At 66.5% G+C, this 17,738-nt stretch carries 16 protein-coding genes and 2 riboswitches; of the genes, 8 read left to right on the top strand and 8 right to left on the bottom strand.

Going from position 1 to position 17,738, the window contains the following annotated elements; genetic code table 11:
* Positions 1-17: 17 nt before the first annotated feature.
* Positions 18-839, top strand: a complete 822-nt coding sequence (locus tag HTS88_RS01840; RefSeq protein ID WP_174174916.1) for an alpha/beta fold hydrolase — start codon at positions 18-20, stop codon at positions 837-839.
* Positions 840-853: 14 nt separating this feature from the next.
* Here the strand turns inward: HTS88_RS01840 and HTS88_RS01835 are convergent, their stop codons facing one another.
* A complete protein-coding gene (locus HTS88_RS01835; protein ID WP_217432126.1) occupies positions 854-1,849 on the bottom strand; it encodes an alpha/beta fold hydrolase in 996 nt (331 codons plus the stop codon).
* An 8-nt stretch (positions 1,850-1,857) separates the two neighbouring features.
* A complete protein-coding gene (glnT, locus tag HTS88_RS01830; RefSeq protein ID WP_174174914.1) occupies positions 1,858-3,219 on the bottom strand; it encodes a type III glutamate--ammonia ligase in 1,362 nt (453 codons plus the stop codon).
* Between the two features lie 173 nt (positions 3,220-3,392).
* On the opposite strand from glnT, the gene HTS88_RS01825 reads away from it, so the two are divergent.
* Entirely contained in the window at positions 3,393-4,097 is a 705-nt protein-coding gene (locus HTS88_RS01825) for a TetR/AcrR family transcriptional regulator (protein WP_174174913.1), read from the top strand.
* A gap of 123 nt (positions 4,098-4,220) precedes the next feature.
* Positions 4,221-5,576 carry an ammonium transporter gene (locus HTS88_RS01820; RefSeq protein ID WP_174174912.1) on the top strand — a complete coding sequence of 452 codons (1,356 nt, stop codon included), beginning with the start codon at positions 4,221-4,223 and terminating at the stop codon, positions 5,574-5,576.
* Between the two features lie 33 nt (positions 5,577-5,609).
* Here HTS88_RS01820 and HTS88_RS01815 read toward each other — a convergent pair whose 3' ends face one another.
* Positions 5,610-6,614 carry a zinc metalloprotease gene (locus tag HTS88_RS01815; RefSeq protein ID WP_217432125.1) on the bottom strand — a complete coding sequence of 335 codons (1,005 nt, stop codon included), beginning with the start codon at positions 6,612-6,614 and terminating at the stop codon, positions 5,610-5,612.
* A gap of 197 nt (positions 6,615-6,811) precedes the next feature.
* On the opposite strand from HTS88_RS01815, the gene HTS88_RS01810 reads away from it, so the two are divergent.
* Both HTS88_RS01810 and HTS88_RS01805 read left to right on the top strand, forming a co-directional pair.
* Positions 6,812-7,114, top strand: coding sequence for a hypothetical protein (locus tag HTS88_RS01810; protein WP_174174821.1), 303 nt, complete (start codon positions 6,812-6,814; stop codon positions 7,112-7,114).
* A 98-nt stretch (positions 7,115-7,212) separates the two neighbouring features.
* Positions 7,213-7,557, top strand: a complete 345-nt coding sequence (locus tag HTS88_RS01805; protein WP_174174911.1) for a hypothetical protein — start codon at positions 7,213-7,215, stop codon at positions 7,555-7,557.
* A gap of 61 nt (positions 7,558-7,618) precedes the next feature.
* Here the strand turns inward: HTS88_RS01805 and arsA are convergent, their stop codons facing one another.
* The 3 genes from arsA to HTS88_RS01790 form a co-directional block, all read right to left on the bottom strand.
* Positions 7,619-9,382 carry an arsenical pump-driving ATPase gene (gene arsA, locus HTS88_RS01800; protein WP_174174910.1) on the bottom strand — a complete coding sequence of 588 codons (1,764 nt, stop codon included), beginning with the start codon at positions 9,380-9,382 and terminating at the stop codon, positions 7,619-7,621.
* 122 nt (positions 9,383-9,504) lie between these two features.
* The gene (locus HTS88_RS01795) at positions 9,505-10,752 is read right to left on the bottom strand and encodes an NYN domain-containing protein (RefSeq protein WP_174174909.1); all 1,248 of its coding nucleotides are present in this window, start codon (positions 10,750-10,752) and stop codon (positions 9,505-9,507) included.
* Between the two features lie 123 nt (positions 10,753-10,875).
* Positions 10,876-11,196 carry a hypothetical protein gene (locus HTS88_RS01790; RefSeq protein WP_174174908.1) on the bottom strand — a complete coding sequence of 107 codons (321 nt, stop codon included), beginning with the start codon at positions 11,194-11,196 and terminating at the stop codon, positions 10,876-10,878.
* A 117-nt stretch (positions 11,197-11,313) separates the two neighbouring features.
* Between HTS88_RS01790 and HTS88_RS01785 the strand changes: the two genes are divergently transcribed.
* The gene (locus HTS88_RS01785; RefSeq protein ID WP_174174907.1) at positions 11,314-12,084 is read left to right on the top strand and encodes a GOLPH3/VPS74 family protein; all 771 of its coding nucleotides are present in this window, start codon (positions 11,314-11,316) and stop codon (positions 12,082-12,084) included.
* A gap of 83 nt (positions 12,085-12,167) precedes the next feature.
* On the opposite strand, the gene HTS88_RS01780 is transcribed toward HTS88_RS01785, so the two are convergent.
* Positions 12,168-13,514 carry an MBL fold metallo-hydrolase gene (locus tag HTS88_RS01780; RefSeq protein ID WP_174174904.1) on the bottom strand — a complete coding sequence of 449 codons (1,347 nt, stop codon included), beginning with the start codon at positions 13,512-13,514 and terminating at the stop codon, positions 12,168-12,170.
* Between the two features lie 166 nt (positions 13,515-13,680).
* Positions 13,681-13,965 carry a DUF427 domain-containing protein gene (locus tag HTS88_RS01775; RefSeq protein ID WP_174174902.1) on the bottom strand — a complete coding sequence of 95 codons (285 nt, stop codon included), beginning with the start codon at positions 13,963-13,965 and terminating at the stop codon, positions 13,681-13,683.
* A 176-nt stretch (positions 13,966-14,141) separates the two neighbouring features.
* Between HTS88_RS01775 and HTS88_RS01770 the strand changes: the two genes are divergently transcribed.
* Positions 14,142-14,477 (top strand): hypothetical protein, encoded by a 336-nt coding sequence (locus HTS88_RS01770; protein ID WP_174174900.1) that lies wholly within the window; start codon positions 14,142-14,144, stop codon positions 14,475-14,477.
* Between the two features lie 125 nt (positions 14,478-14,602).
* A riboswitch (glycine riboswitch) is annotated at positions 14,603-14,700 on the top strand.
* A 1-nt stretch (position 14,701) separates the two neighbouring features.
* A riboswitch (glycine riboswitch) is annotated at positions 14,702-14,809 on the top strand.
* A gap of 52 nt (positions 14,810-14,861) precedes the next feature.
* Positions 14,862-17,732 carry an aminomethyl-transferring glycine dehydrogenase gene (gcvP, locus tag HTS88_RS01765; RefSeq protein WP_174174898.1) on the top strand — a complete coding sequence of 957 codons (2,871 nt, stop codon included), beginning with the start codon at positions 14,862-14,864 and terminating at the stop codon, positions 17,730-17,732.
* Positions 17,733-17,738: the final 6 nt, after the last annotated feature.

The raw sequence follows: 17,738 nt of genomic DNA, 5'->3' as shown, positions 1-17,738 counted from the left end.
CGCCGTCGCAGCCAGCCATGCGACAGCACACAGTGGAAACAGCCGACGGCGGCCACCTTCGCGTTTTCAGCTTTGGGGACGGACCGGGTGTGGTGCTGGTGTGCGGGACAAATACCGTTGCGCCAACCTACTTCAGAACCGCGAGGCGACTCAGCAAGGGCCTGTCCGTCCACGTCTACGACCGACGGGGCCGGCCCGGCTCCAGCCTCCAGCCCGAAGACTATTCGCTGCACACCGAGGTCGCTGACCTGGGACGCGTCATGGAGGCCACGGGCAGCAGCATGGTTTTCGGCCACAGCTATGGGGGAGCGGTCGCCCTTGAAGCCGGGCTTCAGCCCTCTGTCCGGCGGATCGCGGTTTATGACGCCGTTCCCAATATTGGCGGCGCAGTGCCAACCCGCTTTCTGCCCGAGTTCGAATCGGCCGTGCAGCGGGGAGACGTGCACCGTGCAGTGTCGATCCTGGGTAAGGGCATCTCCGCCAAACTCAGCAACAGCCCGCTTCCGGACCCTGTTTTCCACGCGATGGTCCGTATCCTGGCGATTTCCACGCGCAAGGGCCGAGCGTGGAAAAGCACAGTGCACAGCGCGGTGAATGAACTGGCCCTGCTTGACGCCCACCGGCCTCCCGCAGAGCGCTACGCCGGAATTTCCGTTCCCGTGCTTGTGCTCTACGGCTCCGACAGCGACGTATTTTATGCGGTGATAGCCCAGGCCCTCTCAGCCCAGCTGCTTCACGGCCGGTGCACGGCTGTTGCTGGAGCAGATCATGGCGCCCTGGATCGGGCCCCTGGTGGGCTGATATCCCAGCTTTCGGACTTCCTCGCCGATGGGAGCTAGTTCTGGCTCTTTTGTCAGCCGCCGAGTAAAGCGCGCATCGCGTCCGCGATCTGTTCCGATTCCGCCGCGCGGATTCCGGGCCGTCCGGCGACGTGCCCAAGGTTGGATTGCAGCGGGCGGAATTCGGCGCCGGCGATCAAATCGGCTTCGAGCCTGCTATCCGCGGCAGGGAAGTAGAGGTCGGAGGTGCCCGGCATAACGATGCAGCGCGCCCGGATCCTCCCCAGTGCCGTCTCGAACCCGCCGCGTGCCGGCGACCCGACGTCGGCCCGCTGCCACGTGCCCAGTACCGTCAGCAAGTTGTTGGCATCCATGTGTTTGTGGTCGTCTGCCCAGTCGTCCAGCACATGGTCAACGTCGCGGTAGCCGAGTTCCCGGTAAATTCCGTCCCGGAAGAACTCCTGGGAGTACGCCCAGCCGGCATAAACCGTCCCAAATGCCCGCAGGCCGCGGACAGGCGGGGAACTGTACCGGCCGCCGTCGTACGCCTGGTCAGCGGCCAGCGCCGATTTCACACCCTCCAGGAACACGAAGTTGTGCGGTGAGCACCGGGCTGCCCCGGCAATAGGAAGGATGCCGTAAACCATTTCTGGGTACCGGACAGCCCATTCGTACGCCTGCAGGGCACCCATGGACCAGCCCGCGACCATGCGGATGTGGCGGACCCCAAGAGCAGTGAGCAGGCGATGATGTGCGATGACGTTGTCCGCGATGTCGACATCCGGAAAATCCGTACCCCTGATCCCGGGGGAGGCGTTGGAAGGGGAAGTGGAGAGTCCGTTGCCGAACATGTTGACGGCGACAACGAACCAACGCTCCGGGTCCAGCATCCTGCCCGGGCCGATCCAGGGTTCGTAGCTTGCGTGCGTGCCGGTGTAGTAGGACGGCAGGAGCACGCAGTTGTCCCCTGCCTCGTTGAGTTTGCCGTAGGTCCGGTAGGCGAGCGTGGCGTCCGGCAGGTCCAGGCCGGAAACCAGCCCGAACCTGCCGAGTGCGAATTCCTGGTGCACGGGACTGCCTAGAAGAACTTCAGGTACCGCTTGGTCTCCCATTCGGAGACGTGGGCCTGGTATTCGTCCCATTCCTGCCCCTTGTAATCGATGTAGGCGTTGTACATCGCCTCGCCGAACACATCGCGGGACAGGCTGTCCGCGGCGAACTCCTCGACGGCCTCGCCCAGGCTGCGTGGGAGCAGGCCCAGGCCGTTCTTCAGGATCTCGGCTTCCGTGTAGTTGTACATGTTCTCGGTGTGCGGCGCTCCGGGATCGAGGTTCTCGCGGATGCCTTCCAGCCCTGCCGCCAGGATGATGGCCGCCCCCAGGTAGGGGTTGCAGCTGATGTCCGCTGCGCGGCACTCCACCCGCCCGCCCGCCAGCGGCACGCGGATCATGTTGGTGCGGTTGTTGTTGCCGTAGCTGACGAACACGGGCGCCCACGTGGAGCCGGACATGCTGCCCTTGCGGACCAGTCGCTTGTAGCTGTTGACGGTGGGGGCGATGACGGCGCAGATGGCGGGTGCGTGCTTCAGGACGCCTGCGATGAACTTGTAGCCAAGTTCCGAGATGCCGCAGCCGCGGGGGTCGTCGTCAGTCTCGAAAAGGTTGACGCCGGTTTCGGCGTCGGCGAGGGACATGTTGAAGTGGGCGCCCGAGCCGCTCCGGTCGGCGAAGGGCTTCGGCATGAACGTGGCGAAGTAGCCGTGCTTGCGGACCATCTCGTTGGCCATGAGCCGGAAGAACACCGCCCGGTCCGCCATGGTGAGGGCGTCCGAGTACTTGAAGTCGATCTCGAACTGGCCCTGGGCGTCCTCATGGTCGAAGGAGTAGACGCCCCAGCCCATGTCGTTCATGGCCTCGACCATTTCCGTGAGCCAGTCGAAGTTGTCCAGGGCTGCCGGTGCGGTGTAGCAGGGCTTGCTGAGATTGTCCCGGTCGCTGACCTCCGCAGGGCCGTCAGGGGTGTCCTTGAGGACGAAGAATTCCGTCTCGATGCCTAGGTTGAAGGTGAACCCCAGCTCCTTGGCGGCTTCAAGCTGCCGCTTCAGGATGTTCCGGGAGGCCGCCTCGAAGGGTTTGCCGGCGGTGTAGAGGTCGCTGGCGAAGTAGGCCACCTCCTTGCGCCAGGGCAGCTGCACGGCGCTGTCCAGGTCGGGGCGGGCGGAGAGCTCCTCGTCGCTGATGTCCTGGGGGAGGCCATCCAGGGCGGCGCCGGTGAACAGTTCGGAGCCGGCGGCCATCTGCGGCAGGTGGGACAGCGGAACGAACTTCGTCTTGATGTTGCCGTGCAGGTCGACGAAGCTCGACATTGCGTATTTGACCCCAGCATCGCGAAGCTTCTGCTGCACTGTCTCAACGGCGGCCTGTGCTGTTTCCACACTCATGGTGTCTCCTTGTTCGGGTTCGTTCCGGCATCGGGACGACGCCTTTTCGATAAGTTATTGAAAGTCTGTCCGGCGGCAATTTCGATAGGGTGTCGAAATTGTTTCAGGCCCGTAAATCATTCACGGATAGGCTCTTGGGTAGGTTCAGGAAAAAGTGGGAGCAGGGGTACGAAATGACGAAGGATGCTGCACCATCGGCCGCGGGTCGGCCGCGGCTGAGCGGTGCCCCCACGGGTTCCCCGCGGCAGGACATTATCCGCGAGGCCACCGCGCTGTTCGTTGCAAAGGGGTACGCGGAAACCACCATGAGTGAGATCGCCCGCAGTGCCGGGCTGCGGCAGTCCTCGCTCTACTACTGGTTTGCCCGCAAGGAGCACATCCTCCAGGCCCTGCTCGAGGAAAACCGCAGCTCCCTGGCCCTGGCCGCGGCGCTGGAGGGGCAGTCCGGTCCGGCCGCACCCCGGCTGTACGCCGTCCTGCACGCCGATGCCATGCAGTTATGCTCGGCGCCCCTGGACTTTTACGAGTTCGAGCGGGTGGCGCGGTCCCAGCCCCAGAATTTCGGCGCCTTCTTTGACGACTACGCCGCGCTGCACAGGCTGACGGCATCAATTGTCCGGCAGGGTGCCGAGTCGGGCGAGTTCCAGGCCGTTGACTCCGAAGATGCCGCCACGGCTGCGCTGGGTCTGAACGAAGGCCTCCAGCGGCATTATCGCCAGCCGTTGCCTGGGCTGCGGTCGTATTCGGCAGAACAGGTCTCCCAGCTCAGCGCAGACACCACCCTCGCCCGGCTGTTGGCGGCCTCTGGCAATCTGGCCGCTGTCCGGGCGGAGGCTGCGGATATTGCTGCCGGGTGGAGCGCGGCTGCCGAAAGTTAACTGAACCGAAACGAATTCGATATGGCATCGAAAACGTCGTCTCCAAGAATTTAGATAGCGTATCGAAACGCTGGCTCCCCGCTCCTCGGGCGGCGTGCCCTCACCTAGCCCTTGGAGATTTGTATGGACACTGCCACTATCGCGGGCAACACGGCGTGGGTGCTCACCGCCGTCATTGCGGTCGCGTTGATGTTGCCCGGCCTGGCGCTCTTCTACGGCGGAATGGTCAGCCGCAAGACTGCCATGAACATGATGCTCATGGTGTTCGGCTCCTTCTGCGTCGTGGGCGTTCTCTGGATCGCCTTCGGCTACTCCGCCGTCTTCGGCAATTCCATCGGCGGGCTGGGCCTACTGGGCAACCCGCTGGAGTTCGCCGGGCTGGGCCAGCTTCTGACCGCCCCTGACGACGCCGCCCTGCCGCCTCTCGCGCTGGCCGCTCTGCACCTGATGTTCGCGGGGCTGACAGCCGGCATCGTGGCAGGTGCTGCGGCAGACCGGATGAAGTTTGGCGCCTGGCTGGCTTTCGCCGGGATCTGGGCGAGCCTGGTCTATTTCCCGGTTGCGCACTGGGTGTTCGCGTTCGACTCGGCGGACGGCTCGGTCCGAGGCGGCTGGATCGCCAACACTTTGGGCGCCATTGACTACGCCGGCAGCACGGCCATCCACGTGAACTCAGGTGTGGCCGCGCTGGCCCTGGCTCTTGTGCTCGGCAAGCGCCGCACGTGGCCCGTGCAGCCCAAGGCCCACAGCCTGCCGCTGACCCTCCTGGGCGTCGGGCTCCTCTTCACGGGATGGATCGGATTTGACGGCAGCGGGCTGGGCGCTGCGGACAACAACGCGGCCGTCGCAGTTTTCAACACCGTCGCCGCCACTTGCGCGGGCGTCGTCGTCTGGCTTCTCGTCGAGAAGATCCGGGACGGTCACACCACAACCCTTGGTGCCTCCTCGGGTGCCATCGCCGCCCTCGTGGCCATCACGCCGTCGTGCGGTGCCGTCACTCCGCTGGCTGCCCTGGCCATCGGCGGAGCCGCCGGCGCGGTTTGCTACTTCGCCGTCGCACTCAAGTACAAGCTCGGCTTCGACGATGCTCTCGACGTCACAGCGCTTCACTTCATTGGCGGTGTGGTGGGCGGCCTCTTGATCGGCATCCTCGCCACTCCGGAGGCGCCCAGCGGCGCAACAGGGCTGCTCTACGGAGGTGGCTTCGAGCTCCTCGGCCGCCAGGCCCTGGCCATACTGGCAGTCTTCGCCTACACCTTCACGGTCACGTGGGTGATTGCAAAGGTCCTTGACCTGACCATGGGTATCCGGGTTGCGGGGCCGGTGGAGGCGAAGGGACTCGACATCAGTCTCCACGCCGAGAACGCCTATGAAAATGGTGAAGACAAGGCGCATGCCCCGCGCGGCCACGCCGAACAGCTGCACCATCTGGTGGGCCAAGCAGCGGTTAGCGAGAAGCCGGAACCAACCACCCGCTAAGGGTTGTTGGGGAACCGGCGCATCAGCCCGCTGTCAGATCCGCGGGACGCACTCGCCGGTCCCCAACACTGCCAGGCCCGCACGGTCGCCGGCCGCGAAGTCCAGCTGCCCGCTGTTCTCCTCGTACATCAGCTGGGTGCGGTCGTTGACGTGGTCGAGCCCGACAACATGCGCCAGCTCGTGCATGATGACGGCCCGAACCAACGCCGGCCCCTCGGGATAGGCCAGCGTCTCAGTGAGGCCTGGTGCGTCGAGGAGGACCTGGCCGCTGACATAGACATAGGGCTCGCCTGGCACCTGGATCGACGAACTGCCGCCGGTCCCTGCAACCCTCCCTTCCAGTTCCGGCGCTTCCCCCGGCGTGGACCACGCAATCAGGATCGGCGCCCACTTCTTGCCGTACCGGTCGGGCTGGTAGGCCTCGCGGTCTACTGACGGCGCCTCGGAGGTAAGCCCGTCATAGACGAACTGGAGTCCGGTAGCAGTGGAAACCGCGGCAATGGACTCCCGGATGAGCTGCTCCGTGCCCGGTGGCGCCAAATCCGGGCGAACCACGTAATGGACCGGGCGGCACGGGTCGTAGGCCACAAATGGCTGGCCAGGGTCGGGAGACTCCTGCAGAACGAACGCGGTGGACCCGGTAGTGGCAGGCGGGACGCCGAGCGGAGACGAAGCGGCTTCAAAACCAGGGGGAGGCACCTCGGATCCGGGCAGGTGCGGCAGCGCAGCGGACAGGACAAACCTCTCGAAGAGTGTGGGAGTGAAGTAAAGTCCGACGACGAGCGCGAGGCCAAGGATAGTGGCTGACCGGGACCTCCACTTCCGGGTCCCTGCTGGTTTGATCCTGCGGTAGCCTCGTCCCCTCCGCGCCTTTGGTGTAGGGACCGTTCGCCAGGGCTCGGGATCCTGCAGCTTGCCGAGGGCCTCATCAATCGCCCACTGCGGGATGCGCCCGCTCGGCGAACGCCGGACGGCCGGGATGTCGCGGCCGCCGGCGGGCGTGCCTGAGAAGTCCTTCTTGCCGAAATCCGGTGCCACCGGCTGCCCCCTTGTGCCCCCAAACCCATCCCCTCAGATAGGTTCGCTTAGCATAACGGCTGGTTCCAACGCCCGTCATGGAATGAGCCAGGACTCTCTTTTGCGGGGCTCGTTCGGAGATTCGGAAGCATTCAAGAGCAGAAAGTTGATGCTTTTTTGTTTTCCCTGGGCTGCTATGGCAAGAAATTCCTGCAAAAGTGGTTTGGTTCGAAAAGGTGGAAAGTGCAGTCGCTGTTTGCGTCAAGGTCTTGCGGCGAGCCGACGGGCCTGCTGCCCCCGGAACTACGGGATTCTCGCCGACTGGATTAAAAAATATAAGTAGGTATGGTACTGGGTATCGCAAAGCACAGAAAGGCGTGATTCCGATGTCCGGAAAATCCCCCAAAAGCGGCGCAGTAAAAAAGGCCGGCAAGACAATTCTCGAAAAGCGTGCCGATAAAAGGGCCAAAAACGAGAACAGCGAACTGAATTTCGCAAAGCCGCGCAAGAACCAGCGCTAACAAGCCCGCGGGCAGCCGGGACCGGAACTCCTAGCCCGCCCGGCTGCCCGCGCTCCACCCGTCTGCAAACCCCCCGTGCTCAGTTCCAAGGACACGCCATGAACTTCTCCTGCAACGCCCTGGTGGTTCCGGCCCGCCTGGCCCACCCGGTGCACCTCAAACCCCTGGACCTGGACGCCACAGCACTTCAGCGAGTGGCTGCCGGAGACATCGGGTACATCGCCGGCCGCGGTTGGCGCGCCTACCTGAACAATGACGGAAGCCGGTCCTTTCCCAACCTGCGGGCGGAAGTCCTCATCCGCGAAGCCGGCGTCGAGCCGGATGACACCATTCACGGAACGGCGCTCTTCCTGGGCTACGTGGACCCGGGCGAAGAGACGGACGCACCCCACCACCTCATCAGCCTCGCCGAGCAACTGTTCGACATGCCGCTGGCCGCGTAAGCGTTGCAGGAGGCAAGGCGCGACGGCGGGAGGTCCCGCCGTCGTCCTTTCCCACCTTTTGCTATACGCGCTCGCTGGTGAAGGCCGTCAGCGCCGTCAGTTTCGCCTCGCCAATGGGCTCTTCCGGCAGCAGGGGAATGAGGGCAACCCTGTCCGCGATTGCCCGCACTTTCGTGATCTGGTCCGCCTCATGGGCGGCGCGGGCCCGGAGGAACGGCGAGCGCGGGTGGGCGGCGGCGATGGAGTTGTTGATGACCCAGGCCCACGGATGGATTCCGGCCCGTTCCAGATCGGCCTTCAGTTCCTCCGCCTCCAGCACGGGCGTGGTCTCGGCCAGCGTCACGAGGATGACCTTCGTTCCCACCGGATCCTGCAGGCGCATCAGCGGCGTCACGAACCCCAGGGAGTTCCCCACCTGCCGGGAAATCTCCCGGTGGTACGAACCCGTGGCATCCAGGAGCAGCAGCGTGTGCCCGGTGGGAGCGGTGTCCATCACCACGAAATGCCGCCGGGACTCCTGGACCACCCGGGAGAACTGCCGGAACACGGCGACCTCGTCCGTGCAGGGCGACATCAGGTCCTCCGCCAGGGCCGCGCGGCCCTCATCGTCCAGGCTCCGGCCCTTGGTGTCCATCACGTGGGCCCGGTATTCCTGGATGGCCGCCGCGGGGTCGATGCGGGACACGGTCAGCCCCGCGACGGAACCGTGCAGCGTTTCGGCCAGGTGCGCCGCCGGATCGGTGGTGGTGAGGTGGACCGCGTGCCCCCTTTTTGCCAGGGCAACCGCGATGGCCGCAGCCACCGTCGTCTTTCCCACCCCGCCCTTGCCCATGCACATCACGAGTCCATGCCGATCGGACTCGATGCCGTCCACCAGCGCGGCGAGGGGTGAGTCTTCGATATCAATGGCCGACGACGGGCCCTCCCCAGCATCCGCGCCGGACGCGGGATCCACCAGCGATTCGAGCGCCGGAATGCCCACCATGTTGCCGGGCTTGAGCTCGAGGACGTCGCGGGGGAGCTCCGCGACCACTCCTGGAATGGCCGCCATGGCCGCGGCCTCCCGGGCACGCAGGGCCTTCGCCAGCTCCTCATCGCCCGCGGCGTCGGGCAGGACTCCGTTCACCACGAGGTACCCGCCGCGGATGCCGATCTGGTTGAGCTCGAGGTAGGTCCGCTCCACCTCCTTCAGCGACGACGGCTGCGCCCGCGTGACCAGGACAAGGCGGGTGCGCAGGGGATCAGCGAGTGCCCGGACCGCCCTGGCATACACCTCCTTGTGCTTGTCCAGCCCGGACAGCGGGCCCAGGCAGGACGGTTCCCCTGCACCCGTGGCAAGGAAATCCGTCCACGAGCCGGGCAGCTGCAGCAGGCGGATGGTGTGGCCTGTCGGAGCCGTATCGAAAATGATGTGGCCGTACTCCGCGTAGGCGGCATCGTCCCCGAGGAGGCTGGTGAACTCGTCGAAGGAGGCCACCTCCGTGGTGCAGGAACCCGAGAGGCTCTCGGCCACGCCTGCCAGTTCGGACTCCGGCAGGACTCCCCGGACGGGGGCGAGGATCCGCTCCCGGTACGCCTCCGCTGCCTGCTCCGGGTCGATTTCCAGGGCAGAGAGTCCGGGCACGTCCGGAATTGCGGTGACGGTGTTTCCAACAGCCAGGCCGAAGACCTGCCCGATGTTGGACGCAGGGTCAGTGCTGACCAGCAGCACCTTCCGGCCGGCCCGGGCAAGGGAGAGCGCGGACGCGCACGCCACGGAGGTCTTGCCCACCCCGCCCTTGCCGGTGAAGAACAGGAAGCGCGGCGGGTTGTGAAGGAACTTCATGCACGCCAGTCTTCCAACACGAGGGGAACGGCCCCAGAGCCGAACGTCCCCGTATGCAACACGCGCGGTACCCAACGCACGCGGTACCCAGCCCACCAGAAGCCGAAACCGCCGTCGTCCGCTTAAGCCTGTCCGTTCTCCAGCAGTCCGCCGCTCGCCCAGCGCCGGACCGCAGCCTTCTCGGCGGCGTCGAACTCCAGCAGCGCCACCCGGCAGAGTTCCTCCACGTTGGCCGTCCACGCCGCTGCCAGTTCCGCCGCCGTCGCCTTGTCACTGAGCTGGAAATTGGCGTAGGCGAGGCCCTGCAGGACAAAACTGACCGCATTGCGGGAGACCGGCTGGCCGGCGCTGACGCAATCGTCCCGCACCTGCCGGGAGAGCTCGGTGCGGTTGAGCACCGGCTGGTCCCGGAGCCGGGCAGCCATGGCCTTGAAAATCTGCCGGAACTGGGCGGCAGAGAGCGCCGGGACGTCCGTCACGCGGGTGACCTGCTCCTCGACACCCGGCTGGAGGTCCGCCGGCACTGGCAGGTCCTCGCTGGAGAACCTCTTCGCGTCCCACACCCAGCCGCCCTGCGCTGCCGAATATTCCACGTCCTTGCCGATCTGCGAGACCCACGTCCCGAACTTCCCGAAGCCGCCCCAGTCCGTCTTCAGCGAGGGATCGGCCGTCAGCGCCCGGTGGGCCACCATCGCGCCAACCACCGGTCCAGGCGCGGACCGGACAAAGTCCAGTACCTCGCGGATGGCGGGAGAGCTGGCTTTGGCCTTCGCCTTGGAAGCGGCTGGGGCCTGCGGCTGCTTCGGGGACGCCACCGCGTGGATGGGATCAACGGTGGTGCCGTTGAGGATGGCCACGAAGTCGTGCGATTCCACCACATGGTCCGCCATCTCCCGGTAGGCGAAGGCCACGGCGCCGGCAGCGATCACGGTGGTCATCCGGTCTGCGGCCCTGAACCGCTGGATCAGTGACGTGAAGTCGGCATCGGCCGAGGCGATGAAGAACTCCTCGATCCCGCCGCTGCCGGACAGGGCATCCATCGCGTCCAGCACCAGGTTGATGTCCGTGCTGCTCTTGCCCCGCTGGGTCAGCGACGGGCAGTCGATCACGCGGAAACCGGCCCGGGTCCAGTAGGTCCGGTACTTCGAGTACACCATCGGGTTCAGGTAGCAGTTGCGGATCAGGAACCGGCGGGTGCCCTCCCCGGACCCTCCGGCTGACAAGGCATCCGCCCAATGTTTGGGGTCCTCGGCAAACCGCTTGGCCGCCAGCGGATCCAGGGCCTGCAGGCCGGTGAACACATTGTCGAAATCAACAAACATCGCAGCCCGGATGCCGGGACGGCGGGAGGGGGAGAGTGCCTCGTTCATTGGCTTAGTGTGCCAGCATCGCGGGGCGCGGGCACCCCCTCCGGGTGCGACACGCAAGCGGACGACGGCGGGAGGTTCCGCCGTCGTCCGCTTCCCCTTCGCTGCGCCCAGGTGTTCAGGTGTTTAGGTGCTGAGGTTCCAGTGGACCCGGATGGCCTCAGCAATGGGTGCCGCCTTGACGTCGACCCGGAAAGCGACGGGCGCGGTTCCTGTTTCCTCGATGACGGCGTCACGGTAGACGCGCCCGCAGGAGGGGCACAGGGTGTAGAGGTCCTCGTCTACGGGCCACTCCGCCAGCTCCGGCGGGGCAGGGGCATCTCCCGAGTGGACGGGGATGCCCTGCGCGTTGGCCTGGATCAGCCCGTCCTTGCTGACGGTGTTCCCGCAGACGCAGGTGATGGTGGTGACGTCATGGTCGACCACATCGGCGGTTTCGGTGTCCACGGCGGCCTCCGCGGCGCTGGAAGGGGACGTTGTGGTCTCAGCATAAGCCCGCACATCCGCAGGAAGACAGGTATTTCGGCCGTAGTGGGTGCCGCTGTGCGGGCGCACCATGGTGCTATGAATGCGGAAACTCCCCAAGCGGTTGAACTGAGCCTTCCCCAGGCCTTCCTCCTCCTGGCCACCGATGACAAGGACGGCAAACCCGAAGTTCCGGTGTTCGCGCTGAGGACCACGGTGGCAGGGGCAATCCTGGCCGAACTGGACCTGGTTGGTGCCATTGAGCTGCAGGGCAAGCACGTCCGGGCCACCGGCGCCACACCTGGAACGGAGCTTCAGCACGAGCTGGAGCTCATCCGCGGCAAGTCACGGCCGCACAGCGCCAGGCGCTGGGTCTCCATGCTGGAAGGCCGCGCCCAGACGCAACGCATCTATGAACAGATGGCGGCGGCGGGCATCGTGGAACACGTCGGCGAGAAGCATCTGGGCCGGTTCCGGGCCGTGCGGTATCCGGAAAAGGACCATGCCCCGGAGGCTGCGCTGCTTGAAAAGATCCGGACAGCGCTCAGGGCTGACCCGTCCGACCTCCAGCCGCCGGAAACCGGCGCGGCCGAGGACACGGCAGTTGCGGGCGGTGGGCCGGACGCGGCAACGCAGGATGCCACACCAGGCTCGAAGCCCGGAACCCCGAAGCCTGGGACCAAAGCGCCCGAGGCCAGGACCATCGCGCTGATCGCCCTGATGCAGGCGGCCGGACTGCTCGGCAAGCTCTTCCCGGAGGCGGACCGGGTCCGGGCCAGCGAGCTGGCCAAGGACTACTGGCCGTCCCGGGCGGTGGAGGATGAACTCCGCATGATCAGGCTGGCGGAGGAGGAAGCCGCAACCCTGTAGGCCAGCCGCACCCCTTCAGCCGGGGCACAACGCAAGCGGACGACGGCGGGAGGTCCCGCCGTCGTCCGCTTGCCATCGCTGGGTCACGCCAGCGTGAAGCCGGCCTTCTTCGCGTCGCGGAAGCTGGCGTCGATGTGCACCACGTCGCGGCCGGCGCGCTGCAGCAGGCTCGCAGCCACGGCGGAGCGGTACCCGGAACCGCAGTGCACCCACAGCCGTCCGGCGGGGACCTCGTCCAGGCGCCGGAGCAGCTCATGGAGCGGGATGTTCACTGCGTCGCGGATATGGGATTTTGCGAACTCGTCGGTGCGGCGGACGTCGATGATGGGGTCGTCCTCCGGCTTCTGCAGCACTTCCTGCCAGCCGACGCTGTCGTAGGAGGAGGTTGCCGCCCCGGGCGCAAGCTCCGCAGGTCCGGAGCCGATGGCCGCATCCGGGTTGTCGATGCCGATGCGGGACAGGTCCCGGATGGCGTTCTCCACGTCCTGGCGCGCGCCCACGAGCGTCAGCTGTTCGTCCCAGGGGAGGACCCACCCCAGGAAGGCGGTGAACTGCGTGCCGTCGCCGTACTCGAAGCTGACGCTGCTGCTCAGGTGGGTGTTGGCGAAGGCCACCCGGTTCCTCAGGTCCACGACCCACTCGCCCCGCTCCAGCCGGGACACCAGCTCGTCCTGGTCCAGCGAGTCGGGCAGGTCCAGGTCAGGCGCGGTGGGGCCGGCCATGTTGATGGGGGCCATGTGGGCGTAATAGGACGGATAGGCCGTGAGGTTGTGGATCAGCTCGCGGACAAAGTGGTCCTCGTCCGGGTCCGTCAGGGCATGGTTCCCGCTCAGCTGCTCGCCGATCGTGGAGGATTCCGCCCCGCTGGCCGGGCCCGACGAGCAGAAGGAACCGAAGCCGTGGGTGGGGTAGAGCCCGGCGTCCTCACCCGCTTCATCCACCAGCCGCCGGACCGACCGGTACTGGTGGTGGGTGAGCGGCACGGTATCTTCCGGGCTGACCAGGTCGGTGCGGCCCACGGAGCCGTAGAGCAGGCTCCCACCGGAGAACACCTCCTGGCGGTCACCGTCCGTCACGATGTAGGACAGGTGGTGGTGGGTGTGCCCCGGCGTAGCCACGGCCTTGAGGACCATCCGTCCCACCTGCACCGTTTCCCCGTCCGAGATCGGCTGGCGGCTGTACGGGACGTCGTCCGCTGCGTTGACCAGGTAGGCGGCGTTGTGGTCCTGGGCCAGCTGCAGCCCGCCGGTGACGTAGTCGTTGTGGATGTGCGTCTCGGCCACGTGCGTGATCCTCACGCCGGCGTCCGAGACGGCCTTTTCCACCCGGTCCGTGTCCCGCTGGGGATCGATGACCACGCCCACCGCGCCGTCATGCACCAGGTAGGTGCGGTCGCCCAGCTGCGGCGTTTCAATCGTGATGATTTCCATGCCGGGTTCCTCCTTGAACGGGTGTCAGCCTGATCGCCACGTTACCCCCGGGCATCACCGGCCGGTAGGCCCGTCCGCGCCACCCCCACAACAGAAGCGGACGACGGCGGGAGGTCCCGCCGTCGTCCGTTTGGTTCAGGCAGCTCCCGCCTGAGGTGGGCGCCTGCTAGCCCTCGATGGTGACACCGCGCCAGAAGGCGATCCGGTCCTCGATCTGCTTGGCGCGGGGCTTTGGCTCGGGGTAGAACCAGGCCGCGTCCACGTTGACCTTCCCGTCCACTTCCAGCGTGTGGTAGCTGGCCCGGCCCTTCCACGGGCAGACGGAATACAGGTCGCTGTCCCTCAGGTAGCCGGCGTTGACGGCGTCGCGGGGAAAATAGTGGTTGCCCTCCACCACCACGGTGTCCGTGGATTCGGCAATGACTTTTCCGTTCCAGATAGCCCTGACCATGTGGTTCCGTTCTGTTGGGTGCCGCGCAGTGGGCGGCGGAAGTGTCGTAGGTATCCCAACGCTGTGCCCGGCGGGCTTGTTCCCGGAGGCTGGGCTCGTTCCCTGGCCTCGGGAGGGCGGCCCCGGAGGCGGACCGCGGCGCGGCTGCGGCCGGCAGCCCGGCTAGACTCGCCTGCATGGGGGACAACAACACACCTGATCACGAACGCGCGCCCGAACAACGCGAACCACGGAAGCCGGCCCGGGTACCTGGAGTGGTCCTGCCGATCGCAGGGCTCGTGGTCCTGCTGGCCGGGTGCCTGGTGGCTTGGCTCAACCGGAACACCTACATTGGCTGGTTCGCCTACGCGCCGCTGAGCAACCAGCCTTTCTCCGGCACCGGGATGGCGTTCCTCAGCCCGGGGACGCAGGCGGGCCTGGCAATCGCCGTCGTGGGCCTGCTGCTGCTTGCCTTTTGGGCGGGCTACAGAACCGGCAGGAAAGCTGCACCAACAACTCCTGGCCAGCCCTAAGCCCAAGCGGCCGACGACGTCGCGTCCCGCCGTCGCCATCCCGCCTCTGCGGGTCCGGAAGTTTGGATCCCGGCGCGCATCTTGGTATCCTGTGAGTCGTGTCACCCACCAGTGGCACATGCTTATGATCTGCGGCGGGAGAGTCCTGCCGGTACGTTCAGCAGGCGCCGTAGGAGCAAATCCTCCCCAGGAATCTCTCAGGCCCACGTACCGCCGCGGCAAGGCAACTCTGGAAAGCAGTCCGGGCAACCGGGCTCACCGACGGTGCAAGTGGCGCCCTGCTGAACAGCAGGGCAACGCAAAACTCTCAGGTCCAATACAGAGCGGGGAGGAACCCGAATCAACGTGGTGCTAAGGCGCCACCTGAATTATGGAGTTCCCCTCATGACGGTTCACTCGTCCCCAACCACCTTCGCAGACCGCCATATCGGCGCGCGCCGCCAGTCCGACGTCGACACCATGCTCAAGGCGGTCGGTTACGACAGCCTTGATGGCCTGGTGGACAGCGCCGTCCCGGACTCGATCCGCCAGGACAAGCCCCTCACACTCGAGAGCGCCCTCAGTGAAGTCCAGGTTCTTGCCGAGCTCCGCAAGCTGGCCGGCAAGAACAAGATGGCCGTGCAGATGATCGGCCAGGGCTACTACGACACCGTGACGCCGCCGGTGATCCGCCGCAACATCCTCGAAGCCCCCGCCTGGTACACCGCTTACACCCCGTACCAGCCCGAGATCTCGCAGGGCCGGCTCGAGGCGCTGCTCAACTTCCAGACCATGGTCCAGGACCTCACCGCGCTCCCGGTGGCCAACGCCTCCCTCCTCGACGAAGCCACGGCCGTGGCCGAGGCCGTGCTGCTGATGCGCCGCGCCAATAAGAACAAGACCGTGAAGGACGGCAAGACTGTCCTGGACGCCGACCTCCTCCCGCAGACCATCGCCATCGTGCTGGGCCGCGCCGAGGCCCTCGGCTTCGAGGTGGAGGTCGCCGACCTCACCAGCGGCCTGCCGGACGGCGACATCAACGGCGTGGTCCTTCAGCAGCCCGGCGTCTCCGGCCGGGTCTGGGACCAGTCCGCCGTCATCGCCGAGGCCAAGGAACGCGGTGCGCTGGTCACGGTCGCCGCCGACCTCCTGGCCCTCACCCTCATCACCCCTCCCGGCGAGCAGGGTGCGGACATCGCTGTCGGCTCCACCCAGCGCTTTGGCGTGCCGTTGTTCTTTGGGGGACCGCACGCCGCCTACATGGCCGTCCGCGACGGCATGGAACGCACCCTCCCCGGCCGCATCGTTGGCGTCTCCAAGGACAACGCCGGCGTCCCCGCCTACCGCCTGGCCCTGCAGACCCGCGAGCAGCACATCCGCCGCGAGAAGGCCACGTCCAACATCTGCACCGCGCAGGCACTGCTGGCCATCGTCTCCTCCTTCTACGCCGTATACCACGGCCCCGACGGGCTGAAGGCGATCGCCGAAACCGTCCACAACAACGCCCGCGCCCTGGCCGACACGCTGAAGCATGCGGGCCGCGAGCTGGCGTCCGAGACCTTCTTTGACACCATCACCGTCCGCGTCCCCGGCAAGGCCGCCAAGGTGATCACCGCCGCCGAAGCCCGCGGCATTAACCTGCGCCTCATCGACGCGGACACGGTTGGCGTGTCCGTCGATGAAACCACGACGCCGGAGGTCCTCTCCGCGGTGGCCGTCGCCTTCGGCGCCGGTCCGGTGGTGTCCGGCCAGGGCTTTGAACTGCCCGAATCGGTGCTGCGCACCTCCACGTACCTGCAGCACCCGGTGTTCAACACGCACCGCTCCGAGACCCAGCTGCTCCGTTACATCCGCCGCCTCTCCGACCGGGACCTGGCGCTGGACCGCACCATGATCCCGCTGGGTTCCTGCACCATGAAGCTGAACGCCACGGCCGAGATGGAAGCCATCTCCTGGCCGGAGTTCGCCTCCATCCACCCGTTCGCCCCGGACTCCCAGACTGAGGGCTGGCGCGAACTGATTTCCGGGCTGGAAGCCGACCTCGCCGAGATCACCGGGTACGACCAGGTGTCCATCCAGCCGAACGCCGGGTCCCAGGGCGAGCTCGCCGGGCTGCTGGCGATCCGCGGCTACCACCACTCCCGCGGGGACCAGCAGCGCAACGTCTGCCTCATCCCGGCCTCGGCGCACGGCACCAACGCCGCGTCCGCCGTCCTGGCCGGCATGAAGGTGGTGGTGGTTGCCACCGCTGCCGACGGAACGATCGACCACGCCGACCTCGAAGCCAAGATCGAGGCCCACAAGGACGTCCTCTCGGCCATCATGATCACCTACCCGTCCACGCATGGTGTGTACGACGCCGACGTCCGCGAGGTCTGCGACGCCGTCCACGCCGCCGGCGGCCAGGTGTACGTTGACGGCGCGAACCTGAACGCGCTCGTTGGGCTGGCGCAGCCGGGCAAGTTCGGCGGGGACGTGTCCCACCTGAACCTGCACAAGACCTTCTGCATCCCGCACGGCGGCGGCGGACCCGGCGTCGGACCCGTTGCTGCCAAGGCACACCTGGCACCCTTCATGCCCGGTGATGCAAACAAGGCCGCCCATGAAGCCGGGCATGGCGTTGCGATTTCCGCTTCGCGCTTCGGTTCTGCGGGTGTGCTCCCGATTTCCTGGGCCTACGTGAAGCTCATGGGCGGGACCGGCCTCACCGAGGCCACCAAGTCCGCACTGCTCGCGGCCAACTACGTCGCGGCACGGCTGAACGACTACTTCCCGGTCCTTTACACCGGCGAAAGCGGCCTGGTGGCGCACGAGTGCATCCTGGACCTGCGCGACCTGACCGCCCAGACCGGCGTCACCGCGGAGGACGTGGCCAAGCGGCTCATAGACTTCGGCTTCCACGCCCCCACGCTCTCCTTCCCGGTGGCGGGCACGCTCATGGTGGAGCCCACCGAGTCCGAGGACCTCGCGGAGATCGACCGCTTCATCGAAGCCATGATCACCATCCGCAAGGAAATCGACCAGGTGGCCAACGGCGACTTCACCGTGACCAGCAGCCCGCTGCGCAACGCACCCCACACGGCCGCCGCCGTCGTCTCTTCCGACTGGGACCGCGCGTACCCGCGCGAGCAGGCAGCCTTCCCCGTGTCCTCCCTCCGGCAGGACAAGTACTTCCCGCCGGTCGGCCGCATTGACGGCGCCGCGGGTGACCGCAACCTGGTGTGCTCCTGCCCTCCCCTCGACGCGTTCGAGGACAAAACTGCATTTGAGAACTAAGGATTT

The organism is Pseudarthrobacter oxydans (genome assembly GCF_013314975.1).
GTDB lineage: Bacteria > Actinomycetota > Actinomycetes > Actinomycetales > Micrococcaceae > Arthrobacter > Arthrobacter oxydans.
Note: the sequence above shows the minus strand (reverse complement) of the source record. Positions and strands in the feature narration are given on the sequence as shown.

Excerpts from the sequence above, each read along its gene's own strand:
- HTS88_RS01840 (WP_174174916.1), top strand. The coding sequence starts at position 18 with ATGCGACAGCACACAGTGGAAACAGCCGACGGCGGCCACCTTCGCGTT.
- glnT (WP_174174914.1), bottom strand. The coding sequence starts at position 3,219 with ATGAGTGTGGAAACAGCACAGGCCGCCGTTGAGACAGTGCAGCAGAAG.
- HTS88_RS01825 (WP_174174913.1), top strand. The coding sequence starts at position 3,393 with ATGACGAAGGATGCTGCACCATCGGCCGCGGGTCGGCCGCGGCTGAGC.
- HTS88_RS01820 (WP_174174912.1), top strand. The coding sequence starts at position 4,221 with ATGGACACTGCCACTATCGCGGGCAACACGGCGTGGGTGCTCACCGCC.
- HTS88_RS01805 (WP_174174911.1), top strand. The coding sequence starts at position 7,213 with ATGAACTTCTCCTGCAACGCCCTGGTGGTTCCGGCCCGCCTGGCCCAC.
- arsA (WP_174174910.1), bottom strand. The coding sequence starts at position 9,382 with ATGAAGTTCCTTCACAACCCGCCGCGCTTCCTGTTCTTCACCGGCAAG.
- HTS88_RS01795 (WP_174174909.1), bottom strand. The coding sequence starts at position 10,752 with ATGAACGAGGCACTCTCCCCCTCCCGCCGTCCCGGCATCCGGGCTGCG.
- HTS88_RS01785 (WP_174174907.1), top strand. The coding sequence starts at position 11,314 with ATGAATGCGGAAACTCCCCAAGCGGTTGAACTGAGCCTTCCCCAGGCC.
- HTS88_RS01780 (WP_174174904.1), bottom strand. The coding sequence starts at position 13,514 with ATGGAAATCATCACGATTGAAACGCCGCAGCTGGGCGACCGCACCTAC.
- HTS88_RS01775 (WP_174174902.1), bottom strand. The coding sequence starts at position 13,965 with ATGGTCAGGGCTATCTGGAACGGAAAAGTCATTGCCGAATCCACGGAC.
- HTS88_RS01770 (WP_174174900.1), top strand. The coding sequence starts at position 14,142 with ATGGGGGACAACAACACACCTGATCACGAACGCGCGCCCGAACAACGC.
- gcvP (WP_174174898.1), top strand. The coding sequence starts at position 14,862 with ATGACGGTTCACTCGTCCCCAACCACCTTCGCAGACCGCCATATCGGC.